The sequence below is a fragment of the Bacillus sp. FSL R9-9410 genome (genome assembly GCF_038050385.1).
GTDB lineage: Bacteria > Bacillota > Bacilli > Bacillales > Bacillaceae_G > Bacillus_A > Bacillus_A cereus_U.
Map to the genome: position 1 here is coordinate 3,448,838 of NZ_JBBOTV010000001.1, position 18,963 is coordinate 3,467,800.

Sequence of the window (18,963 nt, forward strand, 5' to 3'; positions counted from 1 at the left end):
CAGAAGAGACTTACGCCTCTTCTGTTTGTTTGACTGCCCCTATTAACTCACATATTTCCTCTTGCTTTTCATTTTCTAACAGCTCAATGACTTTACTTCCAACGACAACACCGTCGCATATTGTAATCATTTCTTCTATTTGCTCTCGTGTGGAAATACCGAATCCTGCGACTACTGGTAAGTGGACATGTGATTTTACTTTTTCTAAGTAACTATGAATTTCGTTTTTAAAGTTTTGACGTACTCCTGTTACGCCCGCTACCGTAACGGCATAGACGAATCCTTGTGATTCCCTTGTGATTTTTTCGATTCGCTCAATTGAGCTCGTTACAGTTACGAGTGGAATTAATGCAATGTTTGCATCGCGAAGTAACGGTGCAATAATGTCTTGTTCTTCATACGGTAAGTCTGGAACGATAATGCCATCCACACCTGCTTCAAGACAGCTCTCGATGAAACGTTCTTTTCCGAATGCGAGTACTGGATTTAAATATGTCATGAGTACAAATGGAATTTGAACTTCCTGCCTCACTTCTACTAATGCATGAAAAATCCCTTTTAATGTTACACCGCTATCTAATGCTCGTTTTCCTGCCCTTTGAATAGTTGGACCGTCTGCGACTGGATCTGAAAACGGAATACCGATTTCAACGATGCTTGCTCCCGCTTCATCTAAAAAGCGGATTCTTTCTTTTAACTTTTCAAGTCCACCATCTCCGCCCATTACGTACGGAATAAATGCTTTCTTGCCATTTTCAAACGCTGCTGTAATTTTTTCTACTCCCATTTTTTACACCTCTTCCATATAACGTTTTATACTCTCTACATCTTTATCGCCGCGGCCAGATAAACAAATAACAAGTCCTTCGTCTTTCTTCATTTTCGGCGCTAGTTTTAAAGCATATGCAACAGCATGTGAGCTTTCTAACGCCGGGATAATCCCTTCTTTTTTCGTTAATAATTGAAACGCATCTAACGCTTCGTCATCTGTGATTGAATGATAAGAAACGCGTCCAATATCTTTTAGCAAACTATGTTCTGGTCCAACACCTGGATAATCTAATCCAGCTGAAATAGAGTGTGCTTCTTGAATTTGTCCTTCTTCATTTTGCAGAAGATACATCATCGATCCATGTAAAACACCGACGCTTCCTTTCGTTAAAGTCGCTGCGTGCTTTTCTGTATGAACGCCTTTTCCAGCTGCTTCTACGCCGTAAAGAGCAACTTCTTCATCGTGTACGAACGGATAAAACATTCCCATTGCGTTACTACCACCACCAATACAAGCAACGACTGCTTCTGGTAATTTCCCCTCTAACTCCTCGTATTGTTTTTTCGTTTCTTTTCCAATTACACTTTGAAAATCACGGACAATTTGCGGGAATGGATGTGGCCCGAGAACTGATCCCATAATGTAGTGCGTATCGTGTACATGTGAAACCCAGTAACGGAGCGCCTCGTTTACCGCATCTTTTAACGTGCCGCTACCTGCCGCTACGCTTTCTACTTTTGCTCCGAGTAATTCCATTCGGAACACGTTTAATTTTTGTCGTCTCACATCTTCTTCTCCCATGAAGATGACGCATTCTAAACCGAAAAGTGCACATACAGTAGCTGTTGCAACTCCGTGTTGTCCTGCTCCTGTTTCAGCGACAACTTTTTTCTTACCCATTCTTACCGCAAGAAGCGCCTGACCGATTGTATTGTTAATTTTATGAGCTCCCGTATGGTTCAAATCTTCACGCTTTAAATAAATCTTTGCTCCGCCGCAATACTTCGTCATATTTTCAGCGAAATAAAGCGGTGTTTCTCTTCCAACGTACGTTTGTAAATAATGATTTAATTCCTTTTGAAATGCTTCATCTTGCATCGCTTCTTTATATGCTTCTTCTAGCTCTAGTACGGATTGCATTAACGTTTCTGGAACGTATCGCCCCCCGTATATACCGTAATGACCTTTTTCATCTGGATATGTGTAGTTCATTTGGAACACTCCTTCGCTTTTTTAATAAATTGTTTTATTTTCTCCAAATCTTTCTTTCCTTCTGTCTCTACCCCGCTACTTACATCGACCATATATGGCTGAACGGTTTGAATTGCTTCTTCTATATTAAGGATGTTTAATCCGCCAGCTAATATCGTTTTCTCTCGCAACTCGTTTGGCATATGTGCGAGTAACTCCCATGAGAATGTCTTTCCGTTTCCTCCGTGGAACTTTTCTTTCGGGCTATCAAATAACAGATAATCTGTTTCATATTTTTTCGCACGTTCAATATCTTTCTCTAAAGCTACTCCTAACGCTTTTATAGACGGAATGTTCAATCTTCTAATGTGATGGTTGTCTTCATCCCCATGTAGTTGCACATGCGTTAACTCGCACTCCTCTACAATTTTCTGGATCACTTCTACCGATTCATTTACGAAAACACCAACCTTGAAAACGTGTGCTGGAATTTCCCCAATAATTTCTTTCGCTTGCTCTGGAGTGATTTGGCGTTTACTTTCTGCAAAAACGAATCCGATTGCATCTGCTCCGTATTCACACGCACTTTTCGCCGTTTCCATATCAGTGATGCCGCAAATCTTCACTTTCATATGCACACCTTACAGTCTTCAAAAAAGGTACTGATAGAAGATGATGTCATAAGCGCTTCTCCGACTAACACACCTTTTGCACCAGCTCGTTTGACGCGAATAATATCTTCTTTTGAATGAATACCACTTTCACTAATCCAAAGTAGATTTTCCTCATTCAGTCGTTTTCCGAGTTTTTCAGTTTGGCTTAAATCTACTTCAAACGTTTTTAAATTACGGTTATTAATTCCGATAACGTGCGGATTTAATCGGGTTGCAATTTCTAATTCCTGTTCATCATGAACTTCAACAATCGCTTCTAATCCCATTTCTAGTACGTAGTTATAAAGCTCTTTTAGCTTCTCTTTCGTTAACGCTGCAACGATTAATAAAATAAGATCTGCACCAGCTTCATAAGCTCTATCAATTTGAATCTTATCAATTATAAAATCTTTACATAAAAGAGGAATGTTACTTTCTGCTCTTGCAGTTTGTAAGTCGTGAAACGATCCTTTAAAAAATTGACCGTCTGTTAAAACCGAAACTGCTCCAGCGCCGCATTCTTCATATGTTTTTACTTGTTTTGGTACATCAACGTGTAAGTTTATATCGCCTTTTGATGGCGACGCTCGCTTCACCTCGGCGATTACAGTAAACTGCTCTAAAGCTTTTACAAGTGAGTATGTTTTCCTTTTTTCTTTCACTGGTGAATATGTTTCATATAACTCCGCAACTTCTACTTTCTTCTGCGCTACAATTTTGTCTAAAATCGTCCCCACTTTAATTCACCCTTTCTAATTTTTCATGACTCGCTGTAATTAATAAGTTTAATTTTTCTAATGCTTTTCCAGAATCAATGCTATGCGTTGCTAGTTTAATTCCTTCTTCAATCGTTTCCGCTTTTCCGTTTGCGAAAAGAGCAAGCCCTGCATTTAGTAAAACGGTATCGCGGTATACACTTTTTTCTCCACTCAATACTCCGAGCGTAATTTTTGCGTTTTCTTTTGAATTTCCGCCTCTAATTTCCTCATTTTTCACTCTTGAAAAACCGTAGTTTTCTGGTGCAATACTCATTTCAATTATTTCATTGTCTTTTAAAATAGCGACGCAGTTTTCTCCTTGTAAGGATGCTTCATCTAAAAATCCACTTCCGTTTACGACGAGCGCTTGTTTTCTGCCTAGTTTCTGCAATACTTCCGCTACCGGCAATAACATATCTCGTTTATAAATACCGACAAATTGTGTTTCTAAATTAACCGGATTCGTCAGCGGTCCAATTAAGTTAAAGATCGTCGGAACGTTTAATTCTTTTCTTATTTTCATAATGCGTCTTAATGCTGGATGCATCGCTGGTGCGAATAAGAAGGCAATCCCTACATTTTCTAATAAGGAGTCAATCTCACCTGGCGTACAACTAATGTTTACACCGAGTTCTTCTAATAAATCAGCACTTCCTGTTTTACTAGAAACAGCGCGGTTTCCATGTTTCGCAACCTTTACACCAGCTCCGGCAAGTACAAATGCCGATGTTGTACTAATATTGAATGTTTGCGCACCGTCACCACCCGTTCCGCAATTGTCCATCGCGCCTTTTATATGATTTGAAAACGGTAATGCCTTTTCGCGAAGAGCACGAACGAGACCGTATATTTCTTCTGCTGTTTCGCCTTTCGCTTTCAGCAATACTAAGAAAGCTGCAACTTCACTTTCCAATATGTTGTCACTTAATAAAAGAAGTCCCGCTTCATACATTTCCTCTTCTGTTAAATGTTGTCCCTCTACTAACTTTCGAAGATAACTGTTCATACTCTCTCCTCCTCTTTCACTTCTGCTAAAAAGGCACGTATTAACTTCCCGCCTTCTTCTGTTGCAATTGATTCTGGGTGAAACTGTAATCCGAAGAGCGGATAATAGTTGTGACGAACTGCCATGATTTCTCCGTCATCCATCGCTGTCGCGAGTATGTCAAAACACTGCGGCAAACTATTTTGCGCTGCGACGAGTGAATGGTAACGCATCGCTGTTAGCGGCTGCGTAACGTACGAAAAGATTGACGTTCCGTTATGTTTCACACGCGATGTTTTTCCGTGTTTAATGCGCTCTGCTCTAACAATTTCTCCTCCAAATGCGGATATAATTGCTTGATGGCCAAGGCAAATTCCTAAGATGGGAACGTTCTTATAAAAGTGACGAATAACATCGATACAAACCCCAGCATCTTCTGGTTTTCCAGGTCCTGGTGATAGCACAATTCCTTTCGGCCTCATCTCCTCTAATTGTTCAATTGTTATTTGATCATTTCTTACGACAACAATTTCTTCCTCGTACTCGCCTAATAGTTGATACAAGTTATATGTGAATGAATCATAATTATCGATCAGTACAATCATTTCATAACCTCCAAAAGCGCTCTCGCTTTATTTAATGTTTCTTCATATTCAGCTACAGGGTCTGAATCGTAGACGATACCCGCTCCTGCCTGAACGTACGCTTTCTCATCTTTCACAACCATCGTTCGAATTGCTAGCGCCATATCAAGGTTTCCTGAGAATGAAATATATCCAACTGCTCCGGCGTATACATTTCTTTTTTCATGCTCTAACGTATTAATAATTTCCATCGCCCTTATTTTCGGAGCTCCTGACACTGTACCAGCTGGTAAACAATACGCTAATGCATCAAATCCACTCATTTGTTTTCGCAATGTTCCGTAAACTTCGGATACAATGTGCATAACGTGAGAGTATTTCTCTACTTTCATATATTTATCTATCGTCACAGAGCCAATTTCACTTACTCTGCCAATATCATTCCGCCCTAGATCCACAAGCATCATATGCTCCGCCCGCTCTTTCTCATTTCCTAACAGTTCTTTTTCGATTTCCTCATCTTCCTGCTTCGTTTTCCCTCTCGGCCTCGTGCCGGCAATTGGATTTGTCATTACCTTATCATCTCTTACTGATAGTAAACTTTCTGGCGAAGAGCCTAGTACAACATAATCTTGAAAATCGATATAGAACATATATGGTGATGGATTCGCAATTCGAAGTTTCCTGTATAATGCGAACGGATCTCCTTTACACTCACTTTTTAATCGCTGGGATAATACAACTTGAAAAATATCTCCGGCCCGAATGTATTCTTTCGCTGTTTCTACCATTTCACAAAATTCTTTTTCCGTTACTGAAGAAGTGAATGATAAAGATGATATTACTTCACTCACCTTCTCTTCTTCTACATTTAGCACTTCCTCTTTGTATCGTTGCAATCTCTCGTATACTTCTTCATAAGAAGCTGATTCATCTTCCTTGCATACATATACAAACGATAGTTTTTGGCGTAAATGATCGTAAACGATAAACTCGCGATACAGTAAAAGGTGTACTTCTGGAATATTTAATGGATCATGTAAGTCTACTCCTATATTTTCATACTGCCGAATTACGTCGTAGCCGATATATCCAACTGCTCCCCCGCAAAACGGGAATGGACTGTCTACTTGCGCTGGTGCGATTACCTCTTCTAACAATTGCAGTACGTTACCTTGCAGCTTTTCTTTTTTCCCATACATCGTTCGCTCTACTTCTATACCAACACTTTTCACTTCTCCATAAGGATTACACCCTAAGTAAGAATAGCGCCCTTTATCTTGATGAAGCTGCGAGCTTTCTAGTAAAAACTTGTTCTTCCCCTTCATACGTCTATATAAAGAAATTGGCGTAATGCTATCTCCTTCTTCTTCAGCGATTACTAAAAATGTTTTTCCTTGTTCTTTTTGCTTCATAAATTCTTCTTTCGTCATCATGCCTTTCACCTCACTCTGAAAAATAAAAAAGTCCCCTACATATCGAAATATGTAGAGGACGATAAATTTACCGTGGTACCACCTCAGGTTGGACGCAAAAGCATCCCGCTTTATTCAGGTACAAAATATATACCTTATCCTTGTAACGGCGGAACCCGGGTTGCCTACTGAAAACAATTGTTCAGCATACCTCTCGTAAGCCCATTCCGTATATGGCACCGCACCGGGCTCCCACCTGTCCCCGGCTCTCTGAAACGTCTCCATTATACGTACTCTTCTTACTTAAACGATTTAACATATTTAATTTTTTGTACACAAAAAGGGAGTACTCATCCTATAGAAAGGACGGGTACTCCCGTGGTGCCACCTTAATTCGTTACGAATGTAACGCACTTTGCCGTATCAAAAAATAATACGTGTCTCTTGTATCGATGAGATCATGTCGCCAAAGCCTACTTCTTTCGTTTCGGTTTGGAAGCTCCGAAGCCCATTCCACATCAATCCCATACTGATTCGCACCAACCATCAGCTCTCTGACATGTTCATCATGTGTACTCTTCTTCATCAACGCTTGCATTTTTTTAAGTTGCACTCATTATATTCCTCGCATTTCTAATAAGTCAATACTTTTTCCGAAAAAAATATTTTTTCTTCGTTCAATATTATATTGACAAAACAACCTGTTTTTATGTAAAAATAATAAATACTCTATTAAGATTAAGGTTTTTTGCCAAAAAGTTATATATCCCAAAAGTAAAGAGCTGTCAAAAAACGCTTAAATTTCAGAAAATTCTTATTTGCGCATGGATTTTTCTGAATAATCATGATAGATTATAAATATGCAAAATGCATCAAAAGACATGACAAAAGGAAGGGGAACTACATGAGTACGCAGATGTTAACTTTAACTTCTATCTCTATTTACATGCTCGGGATGTTAGTAATCGGCTATTTCGCCTACAAACGAACGTCCAACTTAACAGATTATATGCTTGGCGGGCGTACACTAGGCCCCGCAGTAACAGCATTAAGTGCTGGAGCATCCGATATGAGTGGTTGGCTTTTAATGGGATTACCCGGTGCAATGTTTAGCGTTGGATTAAGTAGTAGTTGGATTGCGATCGGCCTAACACTAGGCGCATACGCAAACTGGCTTTATGTCGCTCCTCGCTTACGTACCTACTCTGAAATTGCAAACAACTCTATTACTATCCCAGAATTTTTGGAACACCGCTTCCACGACAAATCTCACATGCTACGCTTAGTATCCGGACTTGTTATTATGATTTTCTTTACTTTCTATGTAGCTTCAGGACTAGTTTCAGGCGCTGTATTATTTGAAAATTCATTTGGTATGAACTATCATGTTGGATTACTCATTGTAGCAGGCGTTGTTGTAGCTTACACACTATTTGGTGGTTTCTTAGCAGTAAGTTGGACAGATTTCGTGCAAGGAATCATTATGGTAATTGCTCTTATTCTTGTTCCTATTGTAACAATTATGAATTCAAACGGACTTGGACCTGCATTTGATACAATTCGATCTGTAGATCCAACACGTTTAGATATTTTTAAAGGTGCCTCTACTTTAGGAATGATTTCTTTATTCGCATGGGGCCTTGGTTATGTTGGACAACCTCATATTATCGTACGCTTTATGGCCATTTCGTCTGTAAAAGAAATTAAAAGCGCACGAAGAATTGGTATGAGCTGGATGATTTTCTCTGTTGTCGGAGCTATGTTTACTGGTCTTATCGGTATTGCTTACTATTCACAACAAGGTTTGACATTATCTAACCCAGAGACAATTTTCCTTGAACTTGGAAAAATTTTATTCCATCCACTTATTACTGGATTTTTATTAGCGGCTATTTTAGCAGCTATTATGAGCACAATCTCTTCTCAGCTTCTCGTTACTTCAAGTGCAGTAACAGAAGACTTATATAGAACATTCTTTAAGCGTGATGCTTCTGATAAAGAACTTGTATTTGTCGGTCGTATGGCTGTTCTTGGCGTTGCTTTAATTGGATGTGCATTAGCGCTTAAACAAAATGATACGATTTTAGCTCTTGTTGGATATGCTTGGGCTGGATTTGGTTCTTCATTTGGACCTGCTATTTTATTAAGCTTATATTGGAAACGTATGACGAAATGGGGCGCGCTTGCTGGTATGATTTCAGGTGCAGCCACAGTAATTATTTGGACACAGTTTACATTCTTAAAAGATTTCTTATATGAAATGATTCCTGGTTTCGCTATTAGTTTAATAGTGATCATAATTGTTAGTTTACTAACTAAACCTTCAAAAGAAGTTGAAGAGCAATTTGAGAATTTTGAAAAACAACATATTCATAATCTATAAAAAGAAAGCTCTGCTGTTACGATAACAGCAGAGCTTTCTTTTAACCGCAGTTCGACAATATTCTTCTCGAATTTAACAATTTCTTTATGTTCCGTTAAATTTACTATAACATTCTTCCTTTATATTATTAGTATCGACACCTATACAGAAAGGGGACTCCACAATGTTAGCACCTTTACAGCAACAAAATACAAGAAAATTTTCACCTATCACAAACACTTCTACTTCTCGTTTAAACATACAACCTAATCCGCCCAAAATTTCAATTGCTCCTTCTGTTATATCTGTAATTGGTATTCATATACAGAAAAATAAGCTTAAAATAAAAACCGGACAAAGTGCCGATTTATCAGCTTCCGTTTTGCCAATGCAGGCAAAGAATCAAGAGCTTATTTGGACAAATATGAATTCCGAAATCATCACCATCTATCCGAAAGGCGAGACAGTAACGATTACAGGAAAAAGTGCGGGAAGAGCAGTTGTTATTGTCACAACTGCTGAAGGAAAATTCCGCGACTTATGTGTCGTTCACGTACAACCTTATATGACAAATCCAAAGTGACATAAAGAGAGTGGATATGAATCCACTCTCTTACTTTATCCCGCTATTTGCGGGCAGTAAGACTCCCACCTCAAAATTCGGCTGGAGCAAAGAAGTTAGGTGGGAGTCGGGCTAATAGTGGGGGATGAACAAAACCCCCACTGATTAAAGTTTCACTTTATCTCAATCCCAGAATTTTTTCTTTTTAACAACAAAATAAATTCTTCTTTATTTCTTGGAGAAATAAGTTCTGTTTCATATGATCCGTATAGAATTTCTAATCGATCGAATGATAGTGCATGAGCTGCGATTGGATTTTTTGTATTGGAAATTCGTTTTATGTCTCGTATAAATATACGTTTTTTAACGGGACCTGATGTAATAGTAATCTCTTCTTCTCCTACAATATATTTTGTTGAAAACCAACTCCAAGAAAATAGTATTGCTAACGGAATTGTGAAAAACAGGAGGAAATATTCCTGCCCTGCAAATATTGGAGCGAAACAGGCGCCTAAAACAATGAAAAAGATTGGATATAACCATACATCTTTTTTTGATGGAAATTCCATTAAACTCCTCCTCTCTTGATTTAAGTCAATGAATTCCCCTCCTTCTCTTATTAAAATAAAAGTAATATTGAAATAGGAGGACGACATATGAATGAACGAAAGTTTGCCTTATTTGCTGGTACTTCTCTTCTTATTATGGCATTCGCTGCATTTTTTTCTTACGGTTTTGTTCACGGAAATCTCGTTGTACAAGGAGATTCGAGCACGACACTCCATAATATTCAAACTTCCAGTTCACTTTTCAAAGCAGAAATTTTTGGATGGATTATCATTTTCATTACGGATATTATCACCTCGTGGGCTCTTTATTTCTTTCTAAAACCTATCCATGCTAGCCTCTCATTACTAGCTACCTGTCTTCGTCTTATGTATACAGCTATACTTGGGATTGCTATATTCAATTTAACATTTGTATTACTTCTTTCAAAAAGCACAGTTGCTCATTCAGAAGCATATACAATGTTATTTCTAGAAGCTTTTGAATACATTTGGTCTGTAGGATTAATCATTTTCGGTTTACATCTTCTCACCTTAGGATACGTAACCTTTCAATCTAAAAACATACCGAAAACTATTAGTATATTACTGCTCATTGCTGCAATCGGCTATATCATCATTAACGTAATGAATACGATGTTTTCACAATATGATGCGATTATTTCCATTCTTAACGTTGTCTTTCCACTACCGATGATCGCAGGTGAACTAGGATTTAGTATATGGCTATTGCTTAGAGGTGGAAAAAACTCTACTGTTTGAGTCGTTTCTTAATTCTGCTTAATGATTCTGGCGTAATACCTAGATAACTTGCCAATTGATATTGAGGAACACGATGAATTAAATGAGGTCGTTTTTGTAATAATGATTTGTAGCGCTCTTCTGGTGTCGATGCAATAAATAATGTAAGTTCTTCTTGTACTTCACCAAAATTGTATTCAATCATTTGGCGCGTCATTTCTTCTAACTGTGAATATTTCTTATACATGTCCTTTTCACTATACAGATCGCCAACTACAACTATACAATCTTCTAGGCACGTTAACGTATGCGGGGATGATTTATCTTGTTTATGATGATTAAAATTTACGATTGCTTGTTCTTCTGTATAAAAATTTGATGTAACCTCTCTCCCTGCTTCATCTATACAGTGCTGCCTCACGCATCCTTTTAATACAAAATAACATTTAGACGGAACATCTCCTTGTCTTAGGAGCACTGTTCCTTTTTTATATTCTTCAATTTGTAATTCACTGAGGATCAGTTGCTGCTCTTCTTCACTTAATGTTGTAAAACTCTTCATATACTTCTTTAATATCTCTTCCATTTCTCTCCCCCTTCTTCACTTAAATTTCTATAAAACAAAAAGAGAAGTATCACAACTTCTCTTTTCTCCCCTAACATTATAATTCCTGTGTATACATCGGTTCGTTCACCACATTTTTTGCTGTTCGCTTTTGTTGCTGTAGTAAGAAAACAGATACACCAAACAATACGAGCATGCTACCGATAATTTGCATTGCATTTAATTTTTCTCCAAGTAAGAAGAACGCTAGTATAGATGCCCCAACTGGTTCTCCTAAAATGCTCATTGAAATCGTTGTTGCATTTACGTAATTTAATAACCAATTATTAATGACGTGTGACACTGTCGGTACAATCGCAAGTAAAAGAAAAATACTCCAATCCCACTTCGTATAGCCTGTAAATGGCACTTGAAGTATAACGTTATAAATCGCTATAAATATACCCGCGAAGGCAAATACAGTGAAACTATAAATCCAATGAGATACTTTCTTTACTGTCGTTTGTCCGATAAATAAATAACCAACAACTGCTATTACACTTAAAAAGGATAATATATCCCCATAAATTGCTTGCTCACTTAGCCCTAAATCTCCCCAGCCAATACACATTACGCCTAGTATCGCAATTCCCATCGTCGCAATTGCTGAATAGGTTGTTCTTTCTTTAAATAAGAAAAAACCTCCCACTAAAGATACGATTGGTTGAAGTGCTAAAATAATCGTCGAACTAGCAACTGTCGTATGCTTTAAGGATTCAAACCATAAAAGAAAATGAAGAGCTAAAAAGAAACCAGATCCAATTAAAAATCCCCAATCTTTCATTTGAATCCTACTAAACTCTTCCCGTTTTTTCCAAACGATAGGCAGCATAATAAGTACGATAATCCATAATCGATACATACTTAAAATTGAAGATGGTGCTGAGGACATCTTTGCAAAAACAGCTGCGAATGAAATTGCTATAATGGAAATTGCTAATGGTAGTGCGATTGATTTTTCTTGTTTCAAATCCTGTCTCCCCTCTCACCTGTAAAAAATCCCACTTCATTATATCCGTTTTCTTTCATAACTTAAATACTAATTTTTTAGATTCTTCGTACCATTATGGTAAAATAGAAATCAAGGCACCTATTAGTGATTATTTCTTTCCTTTTCACTACAAGCGTCGCTCTTACAATCATTACAGTAAATTTTTATTTAGGGGGATATACATGAATCAAACAATAGGGAGAATTGAAGAAATTTCATTTTTTAGTACATCACTTCAAGAGGAGCTTACACTTCTTGTTTATTTACCAGTAAATTACACACCTCTCCATAAGCATACGGTTGTTATTGCACAAGATGGTAGAGATTATTTTCAGCTCGGTAAAGCGCACCGTGTAATTGAGCGTCTTCGTGAAACTGAAGAAATCGACCGCACAATTATTGTCGGTATTCCATATAAAAATGTACACGATCGTAAGGAAAAATATTTCCCGAGCGATGTAAAGAATGCCGCTTACATTCGTTTCCTTGCTCATGAGCTTGCTCCATATATTGATGAAAATTATCCAACGTATCAAATGGGTAAAGGGCGCGTTTTAATTGGAGATTCTCTCGGCGGTACAGTTTCCTTCATGACCGCACTTATGTATCCGCATACATTTGGTAAGGTCGTTATGCAATCACCATTTGTTGATGAAACAGTCATGAACTTAGCAAAAGATTTCAAAAATCCGGGGGCGCTAGATCTTTATCACGTAATTGGGACCGAAGAAACAGCTGTCAAGCGTACAGACGGACAAGTATCTGATTTCGTAGAACCAAATCGCGAGTTAAATAAACTACTTACAGATAGAAATTTCATCACGCATTATGAAGAGTTTGAAGGGAATCACACATGGAAATATTGGCAAGCAGATTTACCGAAAGCATTTTCTCATATTCTATCAATGAAATAATAGAGAGCGGTATTCAGAATAATTTGATATAATAGATAAAGAGATTTATTCTCAAAATCTAACCAGACTTGCAAAGGGAGGAATTGGAACATGAAATTAGGAATTGTAATTTTCCCATCAAAAATGATTCAAGATAAAGCGAACGGATTGCGTAAACGTTATGATCCACATTACTCATTAGTTCCACCACATATTACATTGAAAACACCCTTTGAGACGCAAGATGATGAACAATTAGAATCGATTGTGAATGAGTTACATACAATCGCAAACAAAACGAACCCTTTCACCCTTCATGTTGGAAAAGTTGGTTCATTCGCACCTGTTAATAATGTTCTTTATTTTAAAGTAGAAAAAACACCTGAACTTACTTTCTTAAATGAAGAAATGCATAATGGTTTCTTTACACAAGAGCGCGAGTACTCTTTCGTACCCCATTTAACAATCGGTCAAAGCCTATCAGATGCAGAGCACGCTGATGTATTAGGTCGATTACGTATGAAAGATTTCTATTATGAGCAACCAATCGATCGTTTCCACCTTCTATATCAATTAGAAAACGGAACATGGACTGTACATGAAACATTCCATCTTGGAAAGGGGAACAACTAATTTGCACGCACAAATCGTACAAACAGACGAGCAGCTAAGTGATGCATTCTCTGTACGTAAACAGGTTTTTGTAGAAGAACAACGTGTTTCTTCTGAAGAAGAGTATGATGAATTTGAAGATACTTCGGCGCACGTTGTTGTATATGATAATGACATTCCAGTCGGTGCGGGCCGCTTTCGCATTGTTGATGGAGTTGGGAAAATGGAACGCATTTGCGTACTAGCCTCCCATCGCAAAAAAGGCATTGGCAAAATCATTATGGATGCACTTGAAGCGTATGCAAAAGAAGAGTCTCTACCGAAATTGAAACTCCATGCTCAAACACATGCTGAATTTTTCTATAAAAAGCTAGGATACGTGACGGCTTCTGATGTGTTTATGGAAGCAAATATCCCGCACGTCGTAATGATAAAAGAATTATAATTTTGTAGCAGGAGGTAGCCCCTCCTGTTTTTTACATTGCTATTTTCTTTTTCTTCCGCTAAAGTTAAATGTTGATGCTATAGTTTTGAAGGTGAATATATGACACAAGAAAAATTTTCACAAAAATCGTTAACACACGCTGGCATTCCGCAAGCGACGTATCATATTCCGAAAACATCTACCCATTTAATTAGGGAAGAAGATGCAGATGCGGCGTATTTCCGCGCTTTAGAACAGCAAGGTGTTTATTTAAATGAAAAACAGTTAGAAGCAGTGCAAACGACAGAAGGACCTGTTCTTACACTAGCTGGTGCTGGAAGTGGTAAAACATCTGTTTTAACAACTCGCGTTGGTTATTTAGTTAATGTAAAACATGTCCATCCGCGAAATATTTTGCTACTGACATTTACACAAAAAGCAGCTGAAGAAATTCGAAGCCGTGTAGCGAATTTACCCGGTATGAATCATGCCGCAAGTAACTATGTCGTTGCTGGTACATTCCACTCTGTCTTTTTAAAATTGCTTCGTAGTCAAGGATATAATCAGCAAATTTTAGCAAATGAAAAACATAAACAAATTATGATAAAGAAAATTTTGAAAGAATTGCGCTTAAAAGACGATTATGATGCCGAAACGATACTCGCTATGATTTCACTTGAGAAAAACAAATTGAATCGTCCGAAAGATGTAAAAGCGAAAACACCAGTTGAACAAGAGTTCAAAGAAGTATACGAACGTTTCGAAGAGGTAAAACAACGACACAATTATATCGATTTTGACGACATCTTATTAGAAATGTATTATATGTTAGAAAATAACGCTCCCCTGCTTACTCAATTACAAGAGCGTTTTCATTACATTGAAGTAGATGAGTTTCAAGATACGTCGTATGCACAATATGAAATTGTAAAATTGTTAGCCACGCCGAGAAATAATTTATTTATCGCAGGTGATGACGATCAAGCGATTTACGGCTGGCGAGGGGCAAGTCACCAAATTATTTTATCTTTTCCAAAGGAATTTGAAAATACAACGATTATCGCACTTAATACGAATTATCGATCTAATCCATTTATCGTCGGACTTGGAAATGAAGTTATTAAGCTCAATCAAGAACGTTTTGATAAAGAGCTATATTCTGTTCGTAACGATGGCATGCAGCCGTTTTATGCACGACCTGCGACAACTCTTGATGAAGCAAATCAAATTTTGCAACTCATTCAGGAAAAAGTAGATAGTGGTGAACGAAATTATAAAGATTTTTGTTTATTATATCGTACACATTCTGTAAGCCGTTCTTTACTTGATCAGCTTACAATTCACAAGATTCCATTTATTAAACATGGAGCGAGCCAATCGTTCTACGAACATTCTTTAATTAGGCCCGTATTAGATCACTTACGACTCGTACTAGAACCGTTCCGCCTCGAATCACTTTCAAATATATTACCAACAATGTATATTGGCCGTGATGAGTGCATTTCATTTATTGAACGTGAACAATGGAAATATGGTGAGGGCCGGTTCCCTTCCCTTCTTCATTTCCTATTACTAAACCCAAGCTTGAAACCTTTTCAAGTTAAAAAGGTAAATGAGCGAATCGATTTTATTAAGTTTATAAAAGAACTTGAACCGAAAAAAGCATTGAAAGAAATTATTCATGGTAAAGGAAAGTATTTAGAGTACTTACAAAGTAATGATCGTTCTTCCTTTACGATGCATAAGGACATACAAGAAGAAATGTTAGAAGAATTAATGGAATCAGCAACTCGCTTTACGGATATTCCAGCTTACTTACAATTTATTAATGAGGCCATTCAAGGTCAAAAAGAAATGGAAGCATTAAAAACAATGCCGCAAAAAGATGCTGTATCGCTTATGTCAATTCATAACGCGAAAGGCCTTGAGTTTCCATGCGTCTTTTTACTCGGAGCAAGCGATGGTATATTGCCGCATACTTCTTCTTTAAAAGATGCAAATGACCGTGTGACAGAGACTTCTGAAGCATTAGAAGAAGAACGACGATTACTCTATGTCGCCATTACACGCGCAAAAGAAGAACTTTACATTTCCTCCCCGCAATTTTTCAGAGGAAAGAAATTAGATATATCTCGTTTTTTATATACTGCGGGAAAAGATTTACCTGAAAAGACATCCATTAAATAATGGGTGTCTTTTTCCATATCAAGATATGTACATCCCCTCTATATAAATTCCCTGTTTCTATCCTGAGAATTAACGTAATATCAATCATATCCCGTTCATATTGTAATAGTGTATGTCAGAACTCACGATAAGGAGTGAACATAATGAGCTGCAATTGTAATGAAGATCATCATCACCATGATTGTGATTTTAACTGTGTATCAAATGTCGTTCGTTTTATACATGAACTACAAGAATGCGCAACTACAACATGCGGATCTGGTTGCGAAGTTCCATTTTTAGGAGCACATAACACTGCATCAGTAGCGAATACACGTCCTTTTATTTTATACACAAAAGCTGGAACACCTTTTGAAGCATTTGCACCATCTGCAAGCCTTACTAGCTGCCAATCTCCAATTTTCCGTGTAGAGAGTATAGATGATGATGACTGTGCTGTATTGCGTGTATTAACTGTAGTTTTAGGTGATGGTACCTCTGTACCACCTGGTGACGATCCAATCTGTACATTTTTAGCTGTACCAAATGCAAGATTAGTATCAACCTCCTCTTGTATTACTGTTGATTTAAGTTGCTTCTGCGCTATTCAATGCTTACGCGATGTTTCTATATAAAACTGAATACTAATTTAAGCATGGATTGGGTGGCAGATGATTCTGCCACCCAATCCATGCTTAAAAGGTATTATTATGTATTTTTTATAAAATTGGGAACTTGTCTAGAACATAGAACCTGTCCTTTTCATTAACTAGAAGTAGAAACAGATAAAGGAGTGAAAAACATGTTCTCTTCTGATTGCGAATTTAATAACATTGATTGTGAGGCGAAACCAGCTAGTACACTACCTGCCTTCGGTTTTGCTTTCAACGCTTCTGCACCTCAGTTCGCTTCACTATTCACACCACTACTATTACCTAGCGTAAGTCCAAACCCAAATATTACTGTTCCTGTAATAAATAATACAGTAAGTGTCGGAGACGGTATTCGAATTCAAGTAGCTGGTATTTATCAAATCAGTTATACATTAACGATCAGTCTTGATAACGTTCCTACTGCACCAGAAGCTGGTCGTTTCTTCTTATCATTAGGTACACCAGCTAACATTATTCCTGGATCAGGTACAGCGGTTCGCTCTAACGTTATTGGTACTGGTGAAGTAGACGTATCCAGTGGTGTTATTCTTATTAACTTAAACCCTGGTGACTTAATTCAAATTGTACCAGTTGAACTGCTTGGAACTGTAGACATCCGTGCTGCAGCATTAACAGTTGCACAAATTAGCTAGTAAAAAGCGGTATTTCTTAATTGAAATACCGCTTTTTATTTTTACAATAAAAAACACTCACCGTAACATGAGTGTTTCATTCTTCATATTGTTTTATTGTATTCTTCTTTTTCCCACAGTTGCATCCCTTTTTTTTCACAAACCCTTGTTGCTGTAACTGTTCTTGATATGCCTGTTGGTGTGCTTGTTGCTGTTGCTGTATGTTATACCACTGCTGTAGATCATATGAATTTCGCCTTGGATTATTGCTCACAGCAAACATCTCCTCTACTGTCAATTCTGTCTATTTACTATATGAACAACTCTTTATTTCCGTTCCCGCATCCTCTTAAACTCCGCTTTTTCTAACATCATGAAGATTTATCACGATTGGTGCGGGCTAATAACAAGCGGGCAATGCCCCCACTGATTAGAGTTTCACTTTATTATTCTCCCATAAAATATCCTGTAATTGTTTCAATGATCGCTGCTGCACCTGCAATGGCTAATAATGCTAGTACAGGCTCTGCAACAATAGGAATCCATTTATATAAAACTAATAAAAAAGCACTAACCCACACACCTGTACACCAATAGCAGCTTAATAATTCTCCAATCCACTTTCTTAATCCTTTCCCTTTCACCTTTGTAAAAGTCGATACACTTCCATCAGGCTCTGTAATCTCTAACTCATCAATAAACGGTCTTCGCAAAAAAGCTGTAATTTTATCATAAACAATAAGACGAGTTAACCTAAAAGCAGCTAGCGCAAAAATAAAAAATAAAAGCCAGCTTGTAAATAACATAATTCCACCTTCCCTATCCTCTTTAGCCTATTTAAAAAAAAAGGTCTTAAGATTGTGACCAAATCTCCCCCACTCCAATATCTTATTAATGTAAATACAAACAAGAAGATAAGGAGTGACATTAATGAGTTGTAACGAAAATAAACACCATAGCTCTTCTCACTGCGTAGTTGACGTCGTAAAATTCATCAATGAACTACAAGATTGCTCTAGTTCAACATGTGGTTCTGGTTGTGAAATCCCATTTTTAGGAGCACACAATACTGCAGCAGTAGCAAATACACGCCCTTTTATTTTATACACAAAAGCTGGAACGCCATTTGAAGCATTTGCACCATCTTCAAGCCTTACTAGCTGCCAATCTCCAATTTTCCGTGTAGAAAGCGTAGATGACGATAGCTGTGCTGTCCTACGTGTGTTAACTGTAGTATTAGGTGATGGGTCTCCTGTACCACCTAACGACGATCCAATTTGTACGTTTTTAGCTGTACCAAATGCAAGATTAATATCGACATCTACTTGCATTACTGTTGATTTAAGCTGTTTCTGTGCTATTCAGTGCTTACGCGACGTTTCTATAGTTAAGTAAACTA

General features: G+C 37.6%; 22 protein-coding genes and 2 other annotated features. Of the genes, 10 read left to right on the forward strand and 12 right to left on the reverse strand.

The window, feature by feature from the left end; all coding sequences use genetic code 11:
- Positions 1 to 10: 10 nt before the first annotated feature.
- Genes trpA through trpE form a run of 7 tightly spaced genes read right to left on the reverse strand, consistent with a single transcriptional unit; the run spans position 11 to position 6,379 of the window.
- Entirely contained in the window at positions 11 to 787 is a 777-nt protein-coding gene (gene trpA, locus MKX77_RS17940; RefSeq protein ID WP_215555607.1) for a tryptophan synthase subunit alpha, read from the reverse strand.
- 3 nt (positions 788 to 790) lie between these two features.
- Positions 791 to 1,984 (reverse strand): tryptophan synthase subunit beta, encoded by a 1,194-nt coding sequence (trpB, locus tag MKX77_RS17945; RefSeq protein ID WP_341307392.1) that lies wholly within the window; start codon positions 1,982 to 1,984, stop codon positions 791 to 793.
- Positions 1,981 to 2,595 carry a phosphoribosylanthranilate isomerase gene (locus MKX77_RS17950; RefSeq protein WP_341307393.1) on the reverse strand — a complete coding sequence of 205 codons (615 nt, stop codon included), beginning with the start codon at positions 2,593 to 2,595 and terminating at the stop codon, positions 1,981 to 1,983. The genes trpB and MKX77_RS17950 overlap by 4 nt, the downstream gene beginning before the upstream one ends.
- On the reverse strand, positions 2,592 to 3,353 hold the full coding sequence (gene trpC, locus MKX77_RS17955; RefSeq protein ID WP_341307394.1) for an indole-3-glycerol phosphate synthase TrpC: 762 nt from the start codon (positions 3,351 to 3,353) through the stop codon (positions 2,592 to 2,594). The genes MKX77_RS17950 and trpC overlap by 4 nt, the downstream gene beginning before the upstream one ends.
- Before the next feature lies 1 nt (position 3,354).
- Complete coding sequence (gene trpD / locus MKX77_RS17960; protein WP_341307395.1) at positions 3,355 to 4,380, reverse strand: anthranilate phosphoribosyltransferase; 1,026 nt, start codon at positions 4,378 to 4,380, stop codon at positions 3,355 to 3,357.
- A complete protein-coding gene (locus tag MKX77_RS17965) occupies positions 4,377 to 4,964 on the reverse strand; it encodes an anthranilate synthase component II (protein ID WP_341307396.1) in 588 nt (195 codons plus the stop codon). Before MKX77_RS17965 ends, trpD begins: the two co-directional genes overlap by 4 nt.
- A complete protein-coding gene (gene trpE / locus MKX77_RS17970; RefSeq protein WP_341307397.1) occupies positions 4,961 to 6,379 on the reverse strand; it encodes an anthranilate synthase component I in 1,419 nt (472 codons plus the stop codon). Before trpE ends, MKX77_RS17965 begins: the two co-directional genes overlap by 4 nt.
- Before the next feature lie 51 nt (positions 6,380 to 6,430).
- Positions 6,431 to 6,675, reverse strand: a binding site (T-box leader).
- 42 nt (positions 6,676 to 6,717) lie between these two features.
- Positions 6,718 to 6,956 (reverse strand) — a binding site (T-box leader).
- A gap of 306 nt (positions 6,957 to 7,262) precedes the next feature.
- On the opposite strand from trpE, the gene putP reads away from it, so the two are divergent.
- Positions 7,263 to 8,741, forward strand: a complete 1,479-nt coding sequence (gene putP / locus MKX77_RS17975; protein ID WP_341307398.1) for a sodium/proline symporter PutP — start codon at positions 7,263 to 7,265, stop codon at positions 8,739 to 8,741.
- A 163-nt stretch (positions 8,742 to 8,904) separates the two neighbouring features.
- Complete coding sequence (locus MKX77_RS17980) at positions 8,905 to 9,303, forward strand: Ig-like domain-containing protein (RefSeq protein ID WP_341307399.1); 399 nt, start codon at positions 8,905 to 8,907, stop codon at positions 9,301 to 9,303.
- 152 nt (positions 9,304 to 9,455) lie between these two features.
- On the opposite strand, the gene MKX77_RS17985 is transcribed toward MKX77_RS17980, so the two are convergent.
- Complete coding sequence (locus tag MKX77_RS17985) at positions 9,456 to 9,851, reverse strand: PH domain-containing protein (RefSeq protein WP_341307400.1); 396 nt, start codon at positions 9,849 to 9,851, stop codon at positions 9,456 to 9,458.
- Between the two features lie 87 nt (positions 9,852 to 9,938).
- Between MKX77_RS17985 and MKX77_RS17990 the strand changes: the two genes are divergently transcribed.
- Positions 9,939 to 10,610, forward strand: a complete 672-nt coding sequence (locus tag MKX77_RS17990) for a DUF4386 domain-containing protein (RefSeq protein WP_341307401.1) — start codon at positions 9,939 to 9,941, stop codon at positions 10,608 to 10,610.
- Here MKX77_RS17990 and MKX77_RS17995 read toward each other — a convergent pair.
- On the reverse strand, positions 10,600 to 11,175 hold the full coding sequence (locus MKX77_RS17995) for a Crp/Fnr family transcriptional regulator (protein ID WP_341307402.1): 576 nt from the start codon (positions 11,173 to 11,175) through the stop codon (positions 10,600 to 10,602). The two genes, MKX77_RS17990 and MKX77_RS17995, sit on opposite strands and share 11 nt — an antisense overlap.
- Positions 11,176 to 11,251: 76 nt before the next feature.
- Positions 11,252 to 12,163, reverse strand: a complete 912-nt coding sequence (locus MKX77_RS18000; protein WP_341307403.1) for a DMT family transporter — start codon at positions 12,161 to 12,163, stop codon at positions 11,252 to 11,254.
- Positions 12,164 to 12,366: 203 nt separating this feature from the next.
- Between MKX77_RS18000 and MKX77_RS18005 the strand changes: the two genes are divergently transcribed.
- The 6 genes from MKX77_RS18005 (at position 12,367) to exsF (ending at position 17,585) form a co-directional block, all read left to right on the forward strand.
- On the forward strand, positions 12,367 to 13,098 hold the full coding sequence (locus MKX77_RS18005; protein WP_199675218.1) for an alpha/beta hydrolase: 732 nt from the start codon (positions 12,367 to 12,369) through the stop codon (positions 13,096 to 13,098).
- 90 nt (positions 13,099 to 13,188) lie between these two features.
- Positions 13,189 to 13,710, forward strand: a complete 522-nt coding sequence (locus tag MKX77_RS18010; RefSeq protein WP_215555595.1) for a YjcG family protein — start codon at positions 13,189 to 13,191, stop codon at positions 13,708 to 13,710.
- Position 13,711: 1 nt separating this feature from the next.
- The gene (locus tag MKX77_RS18015; RefSeq protein WP_341307404.1) at positions 13,712 to 14,134 is read left to right on the forward strand and encodes a GNAT family N-acetyltransferase; all 423 of its coding nucleotides are present in this window, start codon (positions 13,712 to 13,714) and stop codon (positions 14,132 to 14,134) included.
- Between the two features lie 99 nt (positions 14,135 to 14,233).
- Positions 14,234 to 16,300: an ATP-dependent helicase gene (locus MKX77_RS18020; protein WP_341307405.1), complete on the forward strand. Its 2,067-nt coding sequence runs from the start codon at positions 14,234 to 14,236 to the stop codon at positions 16,298 to 16,300.
- A gap of 143 nt (positions 16,301 to 16,443) precedes the next feature.
- Positions 16,444 to 16,914, forward strand: a complete 471-nt coding sequence (cotY, locus tag MKX77_RS18025; protein WP_113769138.1) for a spore coat protein CotY — start codon at positions 16,444 to 16,446, stop codon at positions 16,912 to 16,914.
- A gap of 167 nt (positions 16,915 to 17,081) precedes the next feature.
- Positions 17,082 to 17,585 carry an exosporium protein ExsF gene (exsF, locus tag MKX77_RS18030; RefSeq protein WP_002011391.1) on the forward strand — a complete coding sequence of 168 codons (504 nt, stop codon included), beginning with the start codon at positions 17,082 to 17,084 and terminating at the stop codon, positions 17,583 to 17,585.
- 76 nt (positions 17,586 to 17,661) lie between these two features.
- Here the strand turns inward: exsF and MKX77_RS18035 are convergent, their stop codons facing one another.
- Positions 17,662 to 17,847 carry a hypothetical protein gene (locus MKX77_RS18035; RefSeq protein ID WP_061674949.1) on the reverse strand — a complete coding sequence of 62 codons (186 nt, stop codon included), beginning with the start codon at positions 17,845 to 17,847 and terminating at the stop codon, positions 17,662 to 17,664.
- Between the two features lie 163 nt (positions 17,848 to 18,010).
- A complete protein-coding gene (locus tag MKX77_RS18040; RefSeq protein WP_000899658.1) occupies positions 18,011 to 18,370 on the reverse strand; it encodes a DUF1360 domain-containing protein in 360 nt (119 codons plus the stop codon).
- Positions 18,371 to 18,494: 124 nt separating this feature from the next.
- On the opposite strand from MKX77_RS18040, the gene exsY reads away from it, so the two are divergent.
- A complete protein-coding gene (exsY, locus tag MKX77_RS18045) occupies positions 18,495 to 18,959 on the forward strand; it encodes an exosporium assembly protein ExsY (protein WP_002086941.1) in 465 nt (154 codons plus the stop codon).
- The last annotated feature ends 4 nt before the right edge of the window (positions 18,960 to 18,963 follow it).